The following is an 18,638-nucleotide window of genomic DNA, read 5'->3' as shown; positions in this document are numbered from 1 at the left end:
GTCGGTATGCCCACTCTGGCCGATGTGCGCACGATCGCGCTGGGCTTTCCGGAGACGTTCGAGAAGGTGGACGGCCATCGCGGCGGCGCGGGCTGGCGCACCGCGGACGGCCTGTTCGTCTGGGAACGCGGTCCCAGCAAAGCCGACCTCGCCGCGCTGGCGGAGCTGGGCAGGTCCTGGCCGGAGGGCGCCGTCGTGGGGGTGCGCACGGACGGGCTGGAGGGCAAGGAGGCGCTGCTCGGCGCGTACCCCGATGTCTTCTTCACCATCCCGCATTTCGACGGCTACCCGGCCGTCCTGGTCCGCCTGGACATCATCACGCGGGACTTCCTGCGCGAGGTGATCACCGACTCGTGGCTTCTGAAGGCGCCCAAGCGGCTGTCCCGGGGCTGGCTGGCAGAGCACGAGTGACGCGGGGGTGCGGTGCGGTCGCCGCCGCGCCGCGCGGGATCCGGCATCCCGCCGGTGCCGGTTCTAAAGTTCGGGCATGACCGAGGAGCGGTGGCGGCAGCTGACCTACTGGCCGCTTCTGGTCTCCTCGGTGATCTTCATCGTGGTGTACTCCTGGCAGGTGATCGCCGACCTTCAGGGCACCGCCTATCTGGTCGCACGCGTGTTCATCCTGCTGACGTGGGTGAGCTTCGCCGTCGACTACACCGTGCGGCTGGGGTTGGCTCACCCGCGCGGTCCGTGGTTCCGCAGGCACATCTTCGACCTTCTGGTCGTCGTCCTTCCGGTCCTCAAGCCGCTGCGCCTGCTCAAGGCGCTCACCCTCGTCCACATGCTGCAGCAGACCGCGGGCACCGCCCTGCGCAGTCGCATCGCGATCTACGGATCCGGTGCGGCTGCCGTGCTCATCTGGGTCGCGGCCCTGGCCGAGCTCGAAGCGGAGCGCGGAGCGGCCGGCGCCAACATCGAGACCTTCGGCGATGCGATCTGGTGGGCGTTCGTCACCGTCACGACCGTCGGCTACGGCGACTTCTATCCGGTCACCCCGTGGGGCCGCACGATCGCGGTGCTGCTGATGTGCGGAGGCGTCGCGCTGGTGGGTGTGGTGACGGCGACGCTGGCGTCCTGGGTGCTGGAGCGGGCGGCCATCGGCCGGGACGCCGACGAGCCGGCCACCCGTGGACAGCTGCGCGATGTGGCGCACAAGATCGACGACATCAGCGCTCGCCTGCCACGCCCGCCCGCCGAGAACGCGGACGCACGATGAGCGATTCCGGCCGGGTTCCCCCGCCCGCGATGGCGCCCTCCCTACGGCTTCTGCTCGGCTTGGCCGCAGCGGTGATCGCGCTCGCCGGCCTGTTCTTCGCCCGCGAGCTGGTCGGCCCGCTCGTGCTGGCCGGCGTCATCGTGATCATCTGCCACCCGGTCCGGCACGGGCTGGAGCGCCACCGCTGGCCGCGCTGGCTGGCCACGACCGCGGTGATCGGCCTGGCCTACCTGATCCTGGCCGTCCTCGGGGTGCTGCTGTTCTTCGCGGGCACGCAGTTCGTCCGACTCGTCGGCGACTACACCGACCAGCTGCGCGACGCGGCCGGCGGCTTCGTCGACTGGCTCGGAACGGTGGGCCTGAGCGATGAGGCCTCGGATGCCGCGGCATCCGTCTTCGAGCCGTCGAGCATCGTGTCGGCGGTGACATCCGTGGGCGGAACGGCGGTAGGGATCCTCACCGCGATGTTCTTCGTCCTGGCGTATGTGATCTTCATGGCCGTCGACGGGGCCCGCTACAGCCGAGCCGAGGCGGCCTTCGGCACCGCCGCGACCCCCGTGGTCCATCGCATCCGGCTCTTCAACTCCGGCGTACGCCGCTACTACGTCGTCAACGCCACCTTCGGGGCTCTGGTCGCGGTCCTCGACGGACTGGCGCTGTGGGCGATCGGGGTCCCGGCACCGGTGGTGTGGGCGATCCTCGCGTTCGTGACCAACTTCATCCCCAACATCGGCTTCGTCATCGGCCTGATCCCGCCCGCACTGCTTGCCCTGGTCGTCGGCGGCTGGCCGCTGATGCTCGTCGTGATCGCGATCTACAGCGTGGTCAACGTCGTGCTGCAGGTCCTGGTGCAGCCGAAGTTCGTCAGCGACGCGGTGGATCTCACCCTCACGCTGAGCTTCTTCTCGGTCATCTTCTGGACCTTCATCATCGGCCCGCTCGGCGCGATCCTGTCGATCCCGCTCACCCTGCTCGTGCGCGCGCTCGTGCTGGACGTCGACCCGGACGCGCGCTGGCTGCGCTGGCTCTCCGGGGACACCGCCGGCACGGCGCCGCGCTGAACCGCAGCGCCCTCCGCGGAGCGCGGCGTGCCGGCCGCGCGGATGGCTCAGGGCTCGATCCGCAGGACCTCCGGGGATTCGCCGACCGCCAGGTCATCCACGATCCGCAGGGTGCGCGCCAGATCGTCGACGGCGCCGATCACCGTGCCGAACCGCTCGCGGTCGCCGCACACCGCGGTGACGGTCACGAAGTGGGTGCCGGTATCCCATGTGTACGTCGCGAACGGCGGCGTGCGCTGATCCGGGGGCAGCGGGATCACCAGCTTCTCGCCCATGCCGAGGTACGTGCCGCGGAACGACTCGGTGTCGTCGTACTCCATCGGCAGCGAGGCGCGCGCGGCGCGCAGCTGTGCGGTGGCCTCCTGAACCTGAGCCATCACCACCAGCAGTTCCGGGTCCGCCTTCCACACCCACACCAGCACGCGGCCCGCCGCGCGGCGCATCAGGAACGGGGTGGCCTGGCTCATCGCCCACGCTGCGAAGCCACCGCGGCGGCGCGGACTGCCGCCGTCGGCCGGCGTCCCGGACGCGCCGAGCGCACGCGTGGCCTGATCGAGCAGCATGCCGATCGCGGCCTTGCGGTGCCGGCGACCGCCGAACATCAGGGAACCGGTCACGGCGACCCAGCGGTTCGGGTCGGCATCAGCCTGAAGTCGGGGCATGCCTCCAGGGTACGAGGTGGGAGCACCGCATCCGCCGCCGATCGCACCGCGCCGGCGGGGACCCCGGGCGGACATCGGACCCGGCCACGGTGCTTCCCGGCCTCCCACAGACCCCTCCGCTAGAGTTGAAGCGCGCACGCACCGACCTGTGCGACCCGCCCCCAGCGCAGAGATAGGCAACCAGCATCCCGTGACCCCGTCCGAGACGCCCGACGATCCCCGCGCCGACGGGCCGGACACCCGCCGACCCCTCGCGGTCCTGATCGGCGCCGACACGTTCGCTCCGCACGTCAACGGCGCAGCGCGGTTCGCCGAGCGCCTCGCCGCCGGCCTGGTCTCGCGCGGGCACGAGGTGCACGTCATGGCGCCCAGTGCCACGCACTGGACGCGCGGAACCTCGACCGAGATCATCGAGGGCGAGCCGATGACCGTGCACCGACTGCCGTCGTGGCGCTGGTATCCGCACGACTGGCTCACCTTCGTGCTGCCGTGGATGTCCAAGCACCACGCCCGACGCGTGCTGGACGAGGTCAAGCCCGACGTCGTGCACATCCAGTCGCACATCGTGATCGGCCGCGGGCTGTCCCGCGAGGCGCGCAAGCGCGGCATCCCCATCATCGCCACCAACCACGTGATGGCCGAGAACGTCCTGGATCACACCACCCTGCCGAAGGCCTTGAACGACGTGATGGTCAAACTCGCGTGGGCGGACGCGAAGCGCACCTTCGGCATGACCCGCGCGGTGACCACACCCACTCGCCGGGCGGCGGATTTCCTGGAGTCGACCATCGACATCCACGGGGTCATCCCGATCAGCTGCGGCATCGATCGCTCCAACTACGTCCCCGACCTGACCCCGCGCGACGCCAACCGCATCCTGTTCGTCGGCCGGCTCACCACCGAGAAGCACATCGACGTCCTGCTCAGGGCAGCGGCACAGCTGGATGCTGGGCTGGACGTGCACGTGGATCTGGTCGGAGAGGGGGATCAGCGCAAGAACCTCGAGCAGCTCGCGCATTCCCTCGGCCTGGACGCGCGCGTCCGCTTCCACGGACACGCCCCCGAGGAGGAGCTGCGTGCGCTGTACAGTCACGCCAGCGTCTTCGCGATCGCCTCGATCGCCGAACTGCAGTCGATCGCGACCATGGAGGCGATGGCCTCCGGTCTGCCGATCGTGGCCGCCAACGCCGTGGCGCTGCCGCACCTGGTGCACGACGGCGTGAACGGGTACCTGTTCGAGCCGGGCAACGTCCAGGAGATGTCCGCGCGGCTCGCGGACGTGCTCACCGCAGCTCCCGAGGAGCGCCTGCGCATGCAGCGGGCCTCGCTCGACGGCGTCGTGATCCACGACATCAACCGCACACTCGACACGTTCGAGGCGCTGTACCGCGGCGACCCGATTCCGGAATAGGTGCCGATGCACGTCGTGATGTTCGGCGATCAGCACGTCGAATCCCTCGGCGGGGCGCAGGTCTCGATGCGGTTGCAGCGGCGCTTCCTGGAGCGTGCCGGCCACACCGTGAGCATCGTGGCGCCGCGGATGCACGGCCCCCGCGCCGGCATCGCGGACGACGCCTACATCGATACACCCTCGATCCCGCTCACGGTCGATCGCGAATACTCGATGTCCTGGCCCGGGCGCCGCACGGACCGGTTCGTCGACGCCGCCCTGTCCGGTCGCCCGCCGGTGGACGTGGTGCACGTCCAGGGTGACTTCTGGGGCGCATTCATCGGCCACCGCTTCGCGGCGCGGCACGGACTGCCGGTGGTGCACACCATGCACAACCGCGTGGACGTCGGGATCGAGGCCACCGCGCCGTTCCCGGGTGTGGTGCTGCGGAGCCTGAACGCGTGGCAGCGGCGCGTACTCGCGCCGGTCGGGCGCGGCGCTGCGGCCGAGCGCGACCGGACCGCAGCGAGCACCGGGCTGGACGGCTGGGCGTACCTGCGCCGCTTCGCCGCGCGGTCGCAGGCGGTCACGGCGCCGTCATCGCATTTCGCGCGGCGGCTGGAGCAGCACGGCGTGACTCCCGGCCTCGGGGCCGTGCCCGGAGTCGATGTCGTGTGGAACGGGATCGACGACGACGTGCTGGATGCCGCGCTCGCCTCCGAACCGGCCCGGCGGGCCGCGGGGCGACCGCGCCTGGTCTGGCTCGGGCGGATGAGCCCCGAGAAGCGTCTGCTGCCGTTCCTGGAGGCCGTTGCCGAGGCCGGGATCGAGGCGGAGGTGGAGATCATCGGCGGCGGGGGGCAGGAGGGTGCGGCGCGCAGGCTGGTGCAGCGGCTCACGCCCACGGCATCCGTCGTGTTCGCCGGTCGGCTGCCGTACGTCCAGACCCTGCACCGCATCGCCGCGGCCGACGCGGTCGTGCAGACCTCGATCGGCTTCGAGACGCAGGGCATGACGGTGTTCGAGGCCGCAGCGCTGGGCACGCCCGCGGTGGTCAGCGACCCGGATATCGCCGCCGAGCTGGGATCGGGCCTCTGGGCGGTGCCGGATGCCTCATCCGCGGCGCTGGCGGCAACCCTGCGCACCGCGGTCACACAGATCGCGAGCGGGCACGGCCCGATTCCGGACGGCTCTGTGCGGGACAGATTCCGGCAGTCGTCGCGCACCGCGGCGATGGTCGAGGTCTACCGGCGCGCTCGGGCCTGACCGGGGCAGCGGTCGTCAGCGCGGACCTGCCCGTGTGCGGCGCATGACTCCTGCACTCTGCGAGCAGTGGTGCCGGGGCGAGCCGGTATCCGGCCTTCCGCGATCGCCGATGGTGGCGAAGTGCAGGAGTTATGGGCCTGTGGTGGACGGGGACCGCTCAAGGAAGGCGCGTGTAGTCGGTCGGCACCCGGTGGTAGCCGTCCTTGGTCAGGGCGAGGACCGAAGCACCGATCGCGTAGGCGGCAATGGCGGCAACTGCAATGATCATCAACATGGCAGGAACGCTACGCTTGACCGAATCCCGCCACGAGTGGCAGGATGGCCATGCAGCGCACGATTACTGCCACGACCCCATCGAGGAGCCGCCATGAAGACCGTTGCCGTCATCGTCCAAGACGGATTCGCGCCCTTTGAGTTCGGTGTCGCGTGCGAGGCGTTCGGTCTGGACCGCACCGACGACGGCATCCCGAACTTCGACTTCCGCATCGTGGCCCCCGCGCCCGGGATCGTGCAATCCAAGCTGGGTTTCTCGATCAATGTCGAGAACGACCTGTCCTTCGCGTACGAAGCCGACCTCGTGGTGGTCTCGCCCACGCCCAAGGAATGGTGGGGCCGGACGGATGCGCGCGTGCTCGAGGTGGTTCGGCACGCCGCCGGACGCGGAGCCTGGCTGCTCAGCGTCTGCAGCGGATCGTTCATCCTGGCCGAGGCCGGCGTTCTGGACGGACGGCGCGCGACGACGCACTGGATGTACGCCGACACCATGACCCGGATGTACCCGGCGATCGACGTGGATCCAGACGTGCTGTACGTGCAGGACGGCCGCATCATCACCAGCGCCGGCACCGCGGCGGGCCTGGATGCGTGCCTGCACCTGCTGCGTCAGGAGCTCGGCGCCGAGATGACCAACACGATCGCACGCCGCATGGTGGTGCCGCCGCAGCGGGATGGCGGGCAGGCGCAGTTCATCTCTCGGCCGCTGCCGCAGGTGGCCAGCCTCTCGCTGTCGCCGGTCACGGATTGGATGCTGGCGAACCTGCGAATGGAGCTGACCGTCGATCAGCTCGCCGCGAAGGCGCACATGTCGCCGCGGACGTTCGCGCGCAGGTTCAAGGCCGACTACGGCACGACGCCGGCGGCATGGCTCGGCCGGCAGCGGATCATCCACGCCCAGCGGCTGCTCGAGCAGACCGACCTGGGCCTGGACCGCATCGCCTACGAGTGCGGTTTCGGATCGGCATCCGTCCTGCGCCAGAACTTCTCGCGCGTGCTCGGCACCACCCCGACCGCGTACCGGGCGACGTTCTGCTGCGGGATCGGGACCAACGGCTCCGCGCTCGAGGCGCACGACACCGCGCGCGCGACGGCAGCGGTCCCGGCGGCATAGCCCGGGCGGATCGGGCGCGCTTCGCTGCCGCTCACACCGAAGCGGCGGGGACGCACCGCCCCCGCCGCTTCGGTCGCACCGTGCCCGTTACTGCGTGAAGCGGTCCCGGAGGGCGTTCAGGTCGAGGCCCGACCCCGCCGACTTCGCGCTGAAGGTGTCCACCGTCCCGGTCACGGTCGACGTGTCGAACGCGAACGTGATGATGGCCGCCGCCATCGCGTCGGAGTTGACGTCCAGGGCGATCCGGTTGACGTTGCCGGTGAGCCGCTGCTTGTACGACTTGTTCAGCGCCTTGTACAGCTCCTGGTCCGCGCCGTCCGCAGTCAGGCTGTCGCACTGCTGGTGGTAGCAGGGGTCGTACGCGACATCCGGGAGCCCGCCGTACAGCGCGGCCTCCTCGGCGGTCTTGATCTCCTCTGCACCGGTGAACAGTCCGCCGGCCGGGATGCCGGCGCTGATGAACGGGCCGTAGTCCGAACGTCCCGAGAAGTCGGTGTCCTGATACGGCAGTCCCTGCGACTGGTAGAACTGCTCGAACACGTCCTCGATCGCCGCGGAACCCTCGGGGATGAACCCCTCGGGCGCCGTTCCGCTCGAGTCGTCGCCGTCGTAGATCCCGTAGAAGAAGTTCGGCGAGCCGATCATGTCGAAGTTCAGGTACAGGGCGATCTCATCCTGCTGCTCGGGCGTGAGGTTGTTGACGTAGTACTCCGAGCCGAGCAGGCCCTCCTCCTCGGCTCCCCACCAGGCGAAGCGCACCGTGTTGGTCGGCTTGACGCGCTGCATCTGGATCGCCGTCTCCAGCAGCGCTGCACTGCCGGTGCCGTTGTCGTTGATGCCCGCGCCGTTCTGCACGCTGTCCAGGTGCGCGCCGGCCATGACCACGTTGCTGTCATCGCCGGTCTGCGTCTCGGCGATCACGTTGAACGCGGTCCGCTCCTCGGCGAAGTAGTCCACGGTCACCGTGACCTCCGCGCCCGGTGTCGAGGCGAGGTCCTGCCCCACGGATGACGCGACGAAGATCGCCGGGATCGTCAGGCCGGTGGCGTCTCCGATCATTCCCACGAGCCCCGGGCGGCCGTCGTTGGTGACGATCACCGCGACAGCGCCGGCAGCCTGGGCATTCAGCGCCTTCAGCGAGAAGTCGCAGGTGCCGCGCTGGACCAGCGCGACCGAACCGGCGTCGAAGTCGGCGAAGTCCTCCGCCTCGCACCCGCTGGTGCTGGTTCCGTCCGCGGGGAACGGCGGAACCAGATCGACCGGTTCGAGCGGACCGGTCCCGGTGCCCTCGGGGCTCCCGGAGTCGAAGTTGTTGCGCAGGAAGTCCTGGCCGTCCACCCACGTCGTCGGGGGGTCGACGCGCGAGAGCGCGGAGTTCTCCTCGGCGTAGGTGAACGGGAACTCCTGGACCTCCGGGGTGTAGCCGGCGCGTTCGAGCTCTCGCACCACGTAATCCACGGATGCCGCGTACCCTGGCCGTCCGGCGGCGCGGTCGCCGTTGTCATCGGCGATGCGCTGCAGTTCCTTCAGGTGGTTCATCACCTGGCTGATCTTCACCGCGCGGGTGATCTTGGTGACCGTATCGGCCTCGGGTACGGCGAATGCTGGTGATGCCAGACCCACCGTTGCCACCATGGCAGCGGCGGCGATCGCCGCAGCCATCTTGCGGGACGTGAAGGACATGGTTCTCCTCTCGGACCTTCGGCGACCTCGTTGACGCCGACGCTCCGACGTTAGTCAACGTCCCGCCGGTTGGGTAGGGCTGGTCACGACCGCGCTGCGGGCAGGGGCATTGCCGCCCATGCGCCCCTCTGGTAAACTTGAGTCAACGCGGCTCAAGTTTGAATGAGCCCCACCCCAGACCTCAGGAGATAGATGAACGCCACGCAGCAGCCCGGACAGGAGGAGCAGCAGAGCCCCTTGGAGCAGTTCGGGATCAACCTGACCGACCGCGCCCGTCAAGGCAAGCTCGACCCGGTCATCGGACGCGACAGCGAGATCCGGCGCGTCAGCCAAGTGCTCACCCGCCGCACCAAGAACAACCCGGTCCTGATCGGCGAGCCCGGCGTCGGCAAGACCGCCGTCGTCGAGGGCCTCGCTCAGCGGATCGTGGCCGGCGACGTCGCGGAGTCCCTCAAGGACAAAGAACTGGTCACTCTGGACATCTCGGCGCTGGTCGCCGGGGCGATGTACCGCGGTCAGTTCGAGGAGCGCCTGAAGAGCGTGCTGAAGGAGATCACCGAATCCGACGGCAAGGTCATCACCTTCATCGACGAGCTGCATGTGCTGATGGGCGCAGGCGGCGGCGAGGGCTCGGTCGCGGCATCCAACATGCTCAAGCCGATGCTCGCCCGCGGTGAGCTGCGGATGATCGGCGCCACCACGCTCAACGAGTACCGGGAGTTCATCGAGAAGGATGCCGCGCTGGAACGCCGCTTCCAGCAGGTGTATGTCGGCGAGCCCTCGGTCGAGGACACGGTGGCGATCCTGCGCGGGCTCAAAGAGCGCTACGAGGCCCACCACAAGGTGGCCATCGCCGACGCGGCGCTGGTGGCGGCGGCATCGCTGAGCAGCCGCTACATCCCGTCCCGTCAGCTGCCGGACAAGGCCATCGACCTGATCGACGAAGCCGCGTCACGCCTGCGTATGGAGATCGACTCCGCGCCGCTGGAGATCGATGAGCTGCGCCGTCACGTGGACCGGCTCAAGCTCGAAGAGCTCGCGTTGAAGAAGGAGAAGGACGCGGCATCCAAGGAGCGTCTGGCCAAGCTGCGGGAGGACCTCAAGAGCGAAGAGGAGCGCCTGCGCGAGCTGCAGTCCCGCTGGGAGCGCGAGCGTGCGTCGCTCAACCGCGTCGGCGACCTGAAGACCCGGCTGGATGCAGCCCGGATGGAGTCCGACCGCGCACAGCGCGAGGGCAACCTCGAGAAGGCGTCCCGGCTGCTGTATGCGGAGATCCCGGCGCTGGAGCGTCAGCTCCTGGAAGCCGAGCGCGAGGAGCCGGCCGGAGACCGCATGGTCAACGACCAGGTCACCGAAGAGGACATCGCCTCGGTGATCGCCGCCTGGACCGGCATCCCGGTCGGTCGGCTGCTGCAGGGCGAGACCGAGAAGCTGGTGCATCTGGAAGCCGAACTCGGCAAGCGGCTGATCGGTCAGAAGGAGGCCGTCAAGGCGGTCTCGGATGCCGTGCGGCGCTCTCGCGCCGGCATCAGCGACCCGGACCGGCCGACGGGCTCGTTCCTGTTCCTCGGACCGACCGGTGTCGGGAAGACCGAGCTGGCCAAGTCGCTGGCGGACTTCCTCTTCGACGACGAGCACGCCATGGTCCGCATCGACATGTCCGAGTACGGCGAGAAGCACTCCGTGTCGCGGCTGGTCGGTGCGCCCCCGGGATACATCGGCTATGAGCAGGGCGGACAGCTGACCGAGGCCGTGCGCCGCCGTCCCTACAGCGTCGTGCTGCTGGACGAGGTCGAGAAGGCGCACCCCGAGGTGTTCGACGTGCTGCTGCAGGTGATGGACGACGGCCGCCTGACCGACGGCCAGGGTCGCACCGTGGACTTCAAGAACGTCATCCTGGTGCTGACCTCGAACCTGGGTTCGCCGATCCTGATCGATCCGACGCTGTCGATCGAGCAGAAGCGCGAGGCCGTGCAGGGGCTGGTGCGCCAGGCGTTCAAGCCCGAGTTCATCAACCGCCTGGACGACATCGTGATCTTCCAGGCCCTGACCGAGGACGATCTCGCGCAGATCGTCGAGCTCACCGTGGACGCGCTGCAGCGTCGGCTGCACGAGCGGCGCCTGACCCTTGCGGTCACGCCGGACGCGCGAGCGTGGCTCGCCGAGCGCGGCTACGACCCGGTGTTCGGCGCTCGACCGCTGCGCCGGCTCATCCAGTCCGAGATCCAGGACCGCCTCGCGATGGCGATCCTCTCGGGCGGCGTACGCGACGGCGACGTCGTGCGCGTGGACGTCGCGGTCGACGGATCGACGCTGGTGCTCACCAGTGCCGGCCCGGCCGAGGGCACCGAGGCCACCGTGGATGACGACGAGGTCGTCGAAGCGATCCTCGAGGACTGAGCCGCGCTCCTGGTCCTCCGCTCCCCTGTCACGACACGCCGGCCCGGCGCGCAGTTCGTGACAGGGGAGCGGCGTGCCCGGCGATTCCCCTGTCACGACACGCCGGCCCGGCGCGCAGTTCGTGACAGGGGAGCGGCCTGCCCGGCCTGCGCGGGGATGCCCCGGACGGCGGTACGGTCGGGTGCATGCGAATCGCCGGTGATCCGAGACCGTCGGTGATCGCGGCACTCTGGCGCTCGACGCACCCGGGCCCCAGCCTCGTCGTGACCGCAGTGGCGCTCACCCTCGGAGTCGCCGCAGGCCTGGACCCCTGGCGGATCGCGGTGCTGACCGCGGCGATCCTGCTCGGGCAGCTCTCGGTCGGGCTCTCCAACGACGCCATCGACGCGCGTCGGGACCGTCTCATCGCGCGTACCGACAAGCCGCTCGCGAGCGGGGACGTGTCGCTGCGCGTCGCGTGGGCGGCGGTATCCGTCTGTGTGCTGCTGTCGCTGGGGCTGTCCGTCGCCCTGAGCTGGGCGATGGGGCTCGCGCACCTGGTGGCGCTGGCATCCGCGTGGTCCTACAACGCGGGGCTGAAGTCCACGCCGGTCTCGGTGCTGCCGTTCATGGTCAGCTTCGGGCTGCTGCCTTCGCTGGTCACGCTGTCCGCCGCGGAGCCGCGGCCCGCCGCCGGGTGGGCGTGGATCGCCGGCGCCGCTCTGGGCATCGCGATCCACCTGACCAACGTCCTGCCCGATCTGGATGACGACGCCCGCACCGGTGTTCGCGGCCTGCCGCATCGCCTCGGTCGTCGCCTCTCCGCGGTGATCGCGGCGCTCGCGCTGGTCGGGGGAGCGGTGGCGGTGCTGGTCGGACCCGCGTCTCCGGCGGGACCGGAGTGGCTGAGCATCGTCATCTTCGTCGGCGTGGTCGCCATCGCCGCGGCCGGTCTGGTGCTCGCGCTGGTGCGGCCCCCCGGGCGACGCGTGTTCCAGCTCGTCATGCTCGCGTCGCTGCTGCTGTGCGTCCTGCTCGCGGCGACGGGTCGGGCGCTCGCCGCCTGAGCCGCGCCGGCGGCCGCAGCCCCTCCAGCTCGCTGAGCCCCCGCTGAGCGCCTCGAGACCGCATAGGCGCCTCGAAACAGTGGTGGAATGCCTCAGTCTCGTGGCTCCTCTGCAGTCTCGCGGGCTCGCGGGCGGCTCAGGGGCCGGCGTCCAAGCCCATCGCGTAGGCCCACGCGAAGCCGCGCCCGAGCGGCGGAGCCAGCATGCCGCGCACGAACGTGCGACGCGCCAGGTCGGCGGCGGCGCCGCGCGGACGACCGAGCACCGTGTTGACGGCCGCCAGTCGTCCGGCCCGCACGGCCGAGCGGACGCGGCGGCGCTCCCATGCCGCCAGCCCCGCTTCGGGCGCCGCGCGCTCGTGCACCCACCGCGTCAGCAGCGGCGCCAGCCCGACCGCATCGAGCAGCCCAAGATTCATGCCCTGCCCGCCGATCGGACTGACCTCGTGCGCGGCGTCCCCGATCACCAGCAGCCGCCCGTGGCGCAGCCGCGGCGCGCACACCCGCCGCACCCCGAATGCGGTCGCGGTGACGACGGCATCGGCGACGGATGCTTCACCCCGGGCTCGCAGCGCCGCCTTCAGTCGCTGCACTCGAGCGGACGTGGAGTCGTCGGCTTGATCGGCCGCGGTATCCCACGCCACCATGCGACGCATCGACCCCGGCAGCGGGAAGGACTCCAGCACCCCGCTCGGTGCGAGATTCACGACGGCGATATCGGCATCCGCCCCGTCGCCGACGGGGATGTCGGACATCAGGTAACGGTCCCGGTACGTCGTGGTCGGAATCCGGTCGGCGCGAAACGCCAGGTGCCGGGCCGACCAGCCGCCGGCCAGCACGACCAGCGGTGCGAGCAGTTCTTCGTCCGCCCGGCCCGGTCGTGCGATGGTCACGTCCACGCCGGTCGGTCGCGGCCGGATCACTGTCACATCGGCACCGCGCTCCGGGGCGGGTGCGAGCCCGCCCAGCACCGCCTCGGTCTCGGCCTGCGGCAGGGTCGCGACGAACGGGAAGCGGGCCGACAGGTGGTCGAAGCGCACGATGCCGAGGATCCGAGACCCGGCGCGCGCCTCGCCGCGGGGCACCCGGCGGGCGGCGTCCAGCAGGCGCTCGGTGGCTCCGGACTCCTCGAGAGCGGCCAGGACCGGTGCGTGCACGCCGATCGCGCGCGTGCCTCCGCCCGGCCTCGACCGACGCTCCAGGAGGCGCACGTCGACGCCGCGGCGCACGAGCTCGGCTGCGAGAAGGGTGCCGACCGGTCCGGCGCCGACGACGAGGACCTCAACCACCGGCTGAGCCCGGTGCCACCGCCAGCAGGCGGAACCGGGCGGACTTCTCGACCTGCCACGGCGTTCCGAGGACATCGGCGAGCTCGTCCTGCAGGTAGCTGCGGCGGATGGAGCGCAGGCCGTCCGTGCGCAGGAAGGTCCCGGCGGCGAAGGGCGTGACCCCGATCGCATACAGCGCGTAAGCGAGTCGCCCGCGCTCGATGTCGCTGTGCAGCACGATGCCGCGGGACAAGTCGCGGGACTGCTCGACGAACTCGCCGAGCTCGGCGGGGGTGAGGTGGTGCACGACGTGATTGGACAGCACGAGGTCGAAGCGCTCGCCGGTGGCGAGCAGGTCGGCACCATCGGCGCACAGGAAGGTGGTCCGGGGCGGAGCGGGGCGGCTGAGCGCGACTTCGAGCGCGCGCGGGTCGGGGTCGACGCCGACCCACTCCACCTCGAATCCGTCGCTCTGCGCCCATCTCGACAGCTGGGCGATCACGTCCCCTCCGCCGCAGCCGAGGTCCAGGACGCGCACCGGCCCGTCGCGGGTCGCCAGGAAGGGGCGGATGCGTGATCGGTAGACCGGTCGCCACCGCGACACCAGCTGGTTGATCGTCTCGAAACGCCGCAGCGTGGCGCGCAGGCGGTCCGGGTCGCACGATGGATCGTCCATCAGCTCGCGCAGGGCGACGTCGCGCTCGGCCAGGCTCATCCCGCCGCTGCCAGGTGTCGTTCTGCGCCGGCAGTGGGCACGACCGCCGCGGTCCGCTTGGTGAAGAGCGCCGATTCCACGGTGAGGCCAGGTCCGAAGGCGAGGCCGGCGATCCGGGCGCCGTCTCCGACCGTGTCATCGTGCAGCAGTTCGCGCAGGATGAACATCACCGTGGCGCTGGACATGTTGCCGTAGTCCCGCAGCACGGCCCGCGATGCCTGCAGCGCTTCGGGGGCCAGTTCCAGCCCGGCCTGAACCCGATCCAGGATGCTGCGGCCACCGGGGTGGACCGCCCAGGAAGTGGGCACCTCGCCGTCCAGGAAGCCGTCCACCGCAGCCCGGATCTCCCGGCCGATGATCCGGGGGACTTCGCCGGTGAGGACCATCTCGAACCCGTCGTCGCCGATGGTCCAGGCCATGTCCTTCTCGCCCTCGCTGGTCAGGGTCGTGCCGAACCGCTCCAGGTCCAGGCCGGGACGCTCGGCCGCATCGGCCGTGATGACCGCCGCGGCCGATCCGTCGGCGAACACGGAGGACGAGACGATCTGATCCGGCGACGTGCTCGGCCGGATGTGCAGGCTGCACAGCTCCGTGCACACGACCAGCACCGCCGCATCCGGCTGCGCGGCGCAGAACCGCTCAGCGGCGCGCAACGCGGGGAATGCGGCCGCGCACCCGATGAACCCCAGGTGGTAGCGCTCCGTCGAGGATGCCAGTCCCAGATCGCGGACGATCCGGAAGTCGGGGCCGGGGGCGAAGCATCCGGTGCACGAGACGGTGACGACGTGCGTGATCCGGGATGCCGGCATCGCCGCCTCGTCCAGCGCGGACTGCGCCGCTCGGCGGGACAGCTCGGGTGCGAGCCGGATGTACTCCGCGTTGCGCAGCGCGGTGCCGGGGGAGCGCAGCGCGCCCGCGGCGTCGACGAAGATGCCGTCGCGACCGGGATCGCCCAGTTCGCGGAGGACCGTGTGCCGCCGCTCGATCTGGGCGGCGTCGAACGTGGCGCGGATGAGACGCTGCGTCAGCCGGTCGCAGTCGGGCTGCTGGGCGAAGAAGTCGCGGATGCGATCCTGTGTGATCGTCGTCGGTGGCGTCGCGGTTCCGATCGACAGGATGCGTGCGGTCATGCTTCACGATATGCCGGGAACATCGCTGACGCGAAGGGATTGCACGATCGCGATCCCTGTGCGCCAGCCTCGGTGCGCCCTGCTCTGTGCGCCGCCTCTGTGCGCCTTCGTCGCGTCCCGTGCCGCGGCCCCCCACCCATCCTGTTCACTTGCCCTGTATGGACGCCGACCGCCCCGGTTCGCGTACATACAGGGCAAGTGAACGGAGGAAGGGGCGCCGACCGCTCAGCGGGCCGCGGGTGCGTGGGCGTCGGGCAGGTCGCGGAGCGACCAGAACGGGCCGATCAGCACGAACAGCGCCGCGAAGAGCTGGCCGAGGGCGCCGATCCACATCGTCGCGACCACCCCGAGCCACGCGCCGAGGGCACCGGAGAGCAGCGCGGCCAGCGGCATCACACCCCACACGACGAAGCGGACCGAGGCGTTCATCCGCCCGAGCAGGCGCGGCGGGGTGATCCGCTGCCGGAAGGTCACCTGCGTGATGTTGTACCAGAGCACCGTGAAGCTGGCGACGAATCCCTGCGCGACCAGGAGGGGGAAGGCGACGGACGGCACCATCGCCGCGACCGGCAGGAAGACCGCGACGACGCTGAATCCGATCGCGCTGAGCGGAATCGACCGGGCCTCGCCGACCCACCGCACGATGTGCGGGGTGGCGATGGCGCCGGCCAGACCGCCGACGGCGCCCAGCGAGAAGATGACCCCCATCGAGATCGGGCTCAGCCCGAGTTCGCGCAGCAGGAAGATCGGCAGCATCGTCATCGAGATGGTGTTGAAGAAGTTCGAGGCGCCGGTCGTCCCGACAATTCGGCGGAGCAACTTCTCGGTGAAGACGAAGCGCAGCCCTTCCCAGATCTCGTGCAGGATCGGGGCACGGTCCTCGGGGGCGCGGTCCTGTTCGTCGTCTCGCGTGAGCAGGAGGGCGACGAACGAGATGACGTACGTGCCGACGGTGGCGAGGATGGCGAAGGGCGCGGTGAGGATGCCGATGAGCCAGCCGCCGATTCCCGGACCGGCGATGTTGGCCAGCTCGTACGTGGATTGCAGCTTGCCGTTGGCCTCGGCGATCTGGCTCGGGCGCACCAGCGAGGGGATGATGCTCTGGTAGGACACGTCGAAGAACACCGTCGCGATCCCCACGACCAGGGCGACGGCATACAGATGCCACATCTGCAGGGTGCCGAGCCACCACAGCAGCGGAATGAGCCCGAGCGCCAGCGCGCGGACCGCGTCCGCCCAGATCATGACGTGGCGCTTGCGCATCCGGTCGATCCACGCCCCCGCCGGGAGTCCGACGACCAGGAACGCGGCGACGCCCGCGGCGGTGAGCATGCCCACCTGCAGCTCAGTCGCGTTCAGGATCAGCACGGCCAGCACGGGGATCGCGAGCTCCTGGATCTGCGATCCGAACTGGCTGAACGCCTGTCCGCTCCACAGGGTGAGGAAGTTGCGGTCCCGCCACAGGCTCCGGGGAGCCCGGGGGCGCCCGGTGCGGACGGCGGATGCAGACCCGAGCCCGTCGCCGTCCGTCTCCGCGGTGACCGGGCCGGCGAACCCGCCCGGTCGCTCGGATTCGGCACGGGCCTCGGCGATCACGTCGCGGTCCGTGCCATCCGACTCGGATTGGGACATGCCAATCAGTGTCCGTCACTGATTGAGGAATGTCAATCGCCCGGCTAGGCTGGAGCCATGAGCCAGGAGCGGATCGTGCTGGACGAGGGCGACCCGGCCGCGCAGGCGCGCATCCGCGCCCTCGGCTCCGCGACGCGACTGCGGATCCTGCGGCTGTGCGCCTTCGAGTCGCGCACGAACAAGGAGCTCGCCGAGCTGCTCGGGGTCAACCCCGGGACGATGCTGCATCACGTGCGAACGCTCGTGCAGACCGGGTTCCTGGCAGCCGAACCCGACCGCGCCGGCACCCAGGGGGCGCGCGAGGTGCCGTACCGGGCGACCGGACTGTCGTGGCGGACCTCGATGCCGGGCGGGTCGCTTGTCATGGTCGAGACGTTCCTGCAGCAGATCGCGGGACTGCCGCCGGACGACGTGGACACGACGTGGCTCGGGCTGAAGATCAACGACGAGCACCGCGAGGAGCTGGCGCAGCGCCTGTACGAGGTGATCAACGAGTTCAAGGAGCGCGGTCCGGATCCCGACGGTCAGCCCTACTCCCTGTTCACCGCGCTGCATCCCGACCTCAACCCGCCGTCCGCGCGCTGAAGCCGGGACCGCGTCGGCGCGTCCGTCAGCGGGTCAGGCGGCGCCCGATGATCTCCTTCATGATCTCGGTCGTGCCGCCGAAGATCGTGGCGACGCGGGAATCCATGTAGTCCCGAGCGACGGCGTATTCCCGCATGAAGCCGTATCCGCCGTGCAGCTGCAGCGCCCGCTGGATCACGCGCTGGTGCAGCTCGGTCGTCCACCACTTGGCCATCGCGGCGGTGATCTCATCCAGCTCGTGCCCGGACGCATCGAGGATGCACCGATCGATGAAGGTCTGCGTCACCTCGATCTCGGTCGCCAGTTCGGCCAGGTAGAAGCGGTTGGCCTGGAAATCCGCGATGCGCTCGCCGAAGGCGCGGCGTTCGCCGGCGTAGGCGAGCGCTTGCTCGAAGGTCGCCCGCATCCGCGCCATCGACGTGATGGCGATGCTGAGACGCTCGATCGCGAGGTTGCGGCGCATGTTGGTGAAGCCCTCGCCCTCGCCGCCGAGCACGTTGGTCCGCGGAACGCGGACGTTCTGGAAGAACAGCTCAGCGGTGTCCTGCGCGGGCAGGCCGATCTTCTTCAACGGTCCGGAGCGGGTGAATCCCGCAGCATCCGCATCCACGATCAGCATGCTGATCCCCTTGCGGCCTGCGGCAGGATCGGTGCGGACGGCCACGATGAAGAAGTCCGCAAGCAGGCCGTTGGAGATGAAGGTCTTGGCGCCGTTGAGCACGAGCACGTCGCCCTCCGGGACGGCGGTGGTCGTGATGGCGGCCAGATCCGAGCCGGTGCCCGGCTCTGTCATGGCGATCGCGCCGACCTTCCGCCCGGCGAGCATCGGGGCGAGCCAGCGCTCGTTCTGATCCGCGGTGCCGAAGTTGGTGAAGTACGGCGCGACGAGGTCGTTCTCACCGCTGATCGACATCGACACGTCGCTCGCGCCGGCGCGAGCGAACTCCTCGATCACGATCGCATTGAACCGGAAATCGTCCATGCCGCCGCCGCCGTACTCCTCGGGCGCGGTGATCCCGAGCAGACCGGTCTCGGCTGCCTTGCGGAAGAGGTCGCGGTCGACGCGTCCGGCCTCGCCCCAGGCGGCGAGGTGCGGGGTGACCTCGCGCTCCACGAAGCGGCGTACCACGTCGCGGAACTCGTCGTGGTAATCGCCGAAGATCGTACGGGGAAGAGCGACACTGGTCATGAGAAGATT

Annotated in this window: 16 protein-coding genes; 9 read left to right on the top strand and 7 right to left on the bottom strand. The window is 70.1% G+C overall.

Going from position 1 to position 18,638, the window contains the following annotated elements; translation table 11 throughout:
• Nucleotides 1-6 precede the first annotated feature (6 nt).
• The 3 genes from QNO12_RS16325 (at nt 7) to QNO12_RS16315 (ending at nt 2,277) form a co-directional block, all read left to right on the top strand.
• Nucleotides 7-411 carry an MmcQ/YjbR family DNA-binding protein gene (locus tag QNO12_RS16325; RefSeq protein ID WP_257501080.1) on the top strand — a complete coding sequence of 135 codons (405 nt, stop codon included), beginning with the start codon at nt 7-9 and terminating at the stop codon, nt 409-411.
• 76 nt (nt 412-487) lie between these two features.
• Nucleotides 488-1,216 carry a potassium channel family protein gene (locus QNO12_RS16320; RefSeq protein ID WP_257501081.1) on the top strand — a complete coding sequence of 243 codons (729 nt, stop codon included), beginning with the start codon at nt 488-490 and terminating at the stop codon, nt 1,214-1,216.
• Nucleotides 1,213-2,277 (top strand): AI-2E family transporter, encoded by a 1,065-nt coding sequence (locus tag QNO12_RS16315; RefSeq protein WP_257501082.1) that lies wholly within the window; start codon nt 1,213-1,215, stop codon nt 2,275-2,277. Before QNO12_RS16320 ends, QNO12_RS16315 begins: the two co-directional genes overlap by 4 nt.
• A 47-nt stretch (nt 2,278-2,324) precedes the next feature.
• Here the strand turns inward: QNO12_RS16315 and QNO12_RS16310 are convergent, their stop codons facing one another.
• The gene (locus QNO12_RS16310) at nt 2,325-2,939 is read right to left on the bottom strand and encodes a hypothetical protein (RefSeq protein WP_257501083.1); all 615 of its coding nucleotides are present in this window, start codon (nt 2,937-2,939) and stop codon (nt 2,325-2,327) included.
• A gap of 190 nt (nt 2,940-3,129) precedes the next feature.
• Here QNO12_RS16310 and QNO12_RS16305 point away from each other — a divergent pair, with 190 nt between their 5' ends.
• From QNO12_RS16305 to QNO12_RS16295, 3 genes are all read left to right on the top strand, one after another.
• Nucleotides 3,130-4,350, top strand: a complete 1,221-nt coding sequence (locus QNO12_RS16305) for a glycosyltransferase (RefSeq protein ID WP_257501084.1) — start codon at nt 3,130-3,132, stop codon at nt 4,348-4,350.
• A 6-nt stretch (nt 4,351-4,356) separates the two neighbouring features.
• A complete protein-coding gene (locus tag QNO12_RS16300) occupies nt 4,357-5,595 on the top strand; it encodes a glycosyltransferase (protein WP_257501085.1) in 1,239 nt (412 codons plus the stop codon).
• Between the two features lie 367 nt (nt 5,596-5,962).
• On the top strand, nt 5,963-6,982 hold the full coding sequence (locus QNO12_RS16295) for a GlxA family transcriptional regulator (protein WP_257501086.1): 1,020 nt from the start codon (nt 5,963-5,965) through the stop codon (nt 6,980-6,982).
• Nucleotides 6,983-7,069: 87 nt separating this feature from the next.
• Here QNO12_RS16295 and QNO12_RS16290 read toward each other — a convergent pair whose 3' ends face one another.
• Nucleotides 7,070-8,665 (bottom strand): M28 family peptidase, encoded by a 1,596-nt coding sequence (locus QNO12_RS16290; RefSeq protein ID WP_257501087.1) that lies wholly within the window; start codon nt 8,663-8,665, stop codon nt 7,070-7,072.
• Between the two features lie 192 nt (nt 8,666-8,857).
• Between QNO12_RS16290 and QNO12_RS16285 the strand changes: the two genes are divergently transcribed.
• On the top strand, nt 8,858-11,065 hold the full coding sequence (locus QNO12_RS16285) for an ATP-dependent Clp protease ATP-binding subunit (RefSeq protein WP_257501088.1): 2,208 nt from the start codon (nt 8,858-8,860) through the stop codon (nt 11,063-11,065).
• Between the two features lie 185 nt (nt 11,066-11,250).
• Complete coding sequence (locus QNO12_RS16280) at nt 11,251-12,111, top strand: UbiA family prenyltransferase (RefSeq protein WP_257501089.1); 861 nt, start codon at nt 11,251-11,253, stop codon at nt 12,109-12,111.
• A 136-nt stretch (nt 12,112-12,247) separates the two neighbouring features.
• On the opposite strand, the gene QNO12_RS16275 is transcribed toward QNO12_RS16280, so the two are convergent.
• From QNO12_RS16275 to QNO12_RS16260, 4 genes are all read right to left on the bottom strand, one after another.
• The gene (locus QNO12_RS16275) at nt 12,248-13,399 is read right to left on the bottom strand and encodes an FAD-dependent oxidoreductase (RefSeq protein ID WP_257501090.1); all 1,152 of its coding nucleotides are present in this window, start codon (nt 13,397-13,399) and stop codon (nt 12,248-12,250) included.
• Nucleotides 13,392-14,093: a methyltransferase domain-containing protein gene (locus QNO12_RS16270; RefSeq protein WP_257501091.1), complete on the bottom strand. Its 702-nt coding sequence runs from the start codon at nt 14,091-14,093 to the stop codon at nt 13,392-13,394. The genes QNO12_RS16275 and QNO12_RS16270 overlap by 8 nt, the downstream gene beginning before the upstream one ends.
• On the bottom strand, nt 14,090-15,223 hold the full coding sequence (locus QNO12_RS16265) for a type III polyketide synthase (RefSeq protein ID WP_257501092.1): 1,134 nt from the start codon (nt 15,221-15,223) through the stop codon (nt 14,090-14,092). The genes QNO12_RS16270 and QNO12_RS16265 overlap by 4 nt, the downstream gene beginning before the upstream one ends.
• A gap of 225 nt (nt 15,224-15,448) precedes the next feature.
• A complete protein-coding gene (locus QNO12_RS16260; protein ID WP_257501093.1) occupies nt 15,449-16,855 on the bottom strand; it encodes an MFS transporter in 1,407 nt (468 codons plus the stop codon).
• Nucleotides 16,856-16,912: 57 nt separating this feature from the next.
• Here QNO12_RS16260 and QNO12_RS16255 point away from each other — a divergent pair, with 57 nt between their 5' ends.
• Complete coding sequence (locus QNO12_RS16255) at nt 16,913-17,440, top strand: helix-turn-helix domain-containing protein (protein WP_257501094.1); 528 nt, start codon at nt 16,913-16,915, stop codon at nt 17,438-17,440.
• A gap of 25 nt (nt 17,441-17,465) precedes the next feature.
• On the opposite strand, the gene QNO12_RS16250 is transcribed toward QNO12_RS16255, so the two are convergent.
• Nucleotides 17,466-18,629 carry an acyl-CoA dehydrogenase family protein gene (locus QNO12_RS16250; RefSeq protein WP_257501095.1) on the bottom strand — a complete coding sequence of 388 codons (1,164 nt, stop codon included), beginning with the start codon at nt 18,627-18,629 and terminating at the stop codon, nt 17,466-17,468.
• Nucleotides 18,630-18,638 lie beyond the last annotated feature (9 nt).

Source organism: Microbacterium sp. zg-B185 (assembly GCF_030246885.1).
Lineage (GTDB): Bacteria > Actinomycetota > Actinomycetes > Actinomycetales > Microbacteriaceae > Microbacterium.
The sequence above is the reverse complement of the archived record's forward strand: the minus strand, read 5'-3'. Positions and strand labels throughout refer to the sequence as shown.

Coding starts and splice junctions, on each gene's coding strand:
- QNO12_RS16285 (WP_257501088.1), top strand. CDS start 8,858: ATGAACGCCACGCAGCAGCCCGGACAGGAGGAGCAGCAGAGCCCCTTG.
- QNO12_RS16290 (WP_257501087.1), bottom strand. CDS start 8,665: ATGTCCTTCACGTCCCGCAAGATGGCTGCGGCGATCGCCGCCGCTGCC.
- QNO12_RS16295 (WP_257501086.1), top strand. CDS start 5,963: ATGAAGACCGTTGCCGTCATCGTCCAAGACGGATTCGCGCCCTTTGAG.
- QNO12_RS16325 (WP_257501080.1), top strand. CDS start 7: ATGCCCACTCTGGCCGATGTGCGCACGATCGCGCTGGGCTTTCCGGAG.
- QNO12_RS16255 (WP_257501094.1), top strand. CDS start 16,913: ATGAGCCAGGAGCGGATCGTGCTGGACGAGGGCGACCCGGCCGCGCAG.
- QNO12_RS16315 (WP_257501082.1), top strand. CDS start 1,213: ATGAGCGATTCCGGCCGGGTTCCCCCGCCCGCGATGGCGCCCTCCCTA.
- QNO12_RS16270 (WP_257501091.1), bottom strand. CDS start 14,093: ATGAGCCTGGCCGAGCGCGACGTCGCCCTGCGCGAGCTGATGGACGAT.
- QNO12_RS16265 (WP_257501092.1), bottom strand. CDS start 15,223: ATGACCGCACGCATCCTGTCGATCGGAACCGCGACGCCACCGACGACG.
- QNO12_RS16310 (WP_257501083.1), bottom strand. CDS start 2,939: ATGCCCCGACTTCAGGCTGATGCCGACCCGAACCGCTGGGTCGCCGTG.
- QNO12_RS16320 (WP_257501081.1), top strand. CDS start 488: ATGACCGAGGAGCGGTGGCGGCAGCTGACCTACTGGCCGCTTCTGGTC.
- QNO12_RS16250 (WP_257501095.1), bottom strand. CDS start 18,629: ATGACCAGTGTCGCTCTTCCCCGTACGATCTTCGGCGATTACCACGAC.
- QNO12_RS16260 (WP_257501093.1), bottom strand. CDS start 16,855: ATGTCCCAATCCGAGTCGGATGGCACGGACCGCGACGTGATCGCCGAG.
- QNO12_RS16280 (WP_257501089.1), top strand. CDS start 11,251: ATGCGAATCGCCGGTGATCCGAGACCGTCGGTGATCGCGGCACTCTGG.
- QNO12_RS16300 (WP_257501085.1), top strand. CDS start 4,357: ATGCACGTCGTGATGTTCGGCGATCAGCACGTCGAATCCCTCGGCGGG.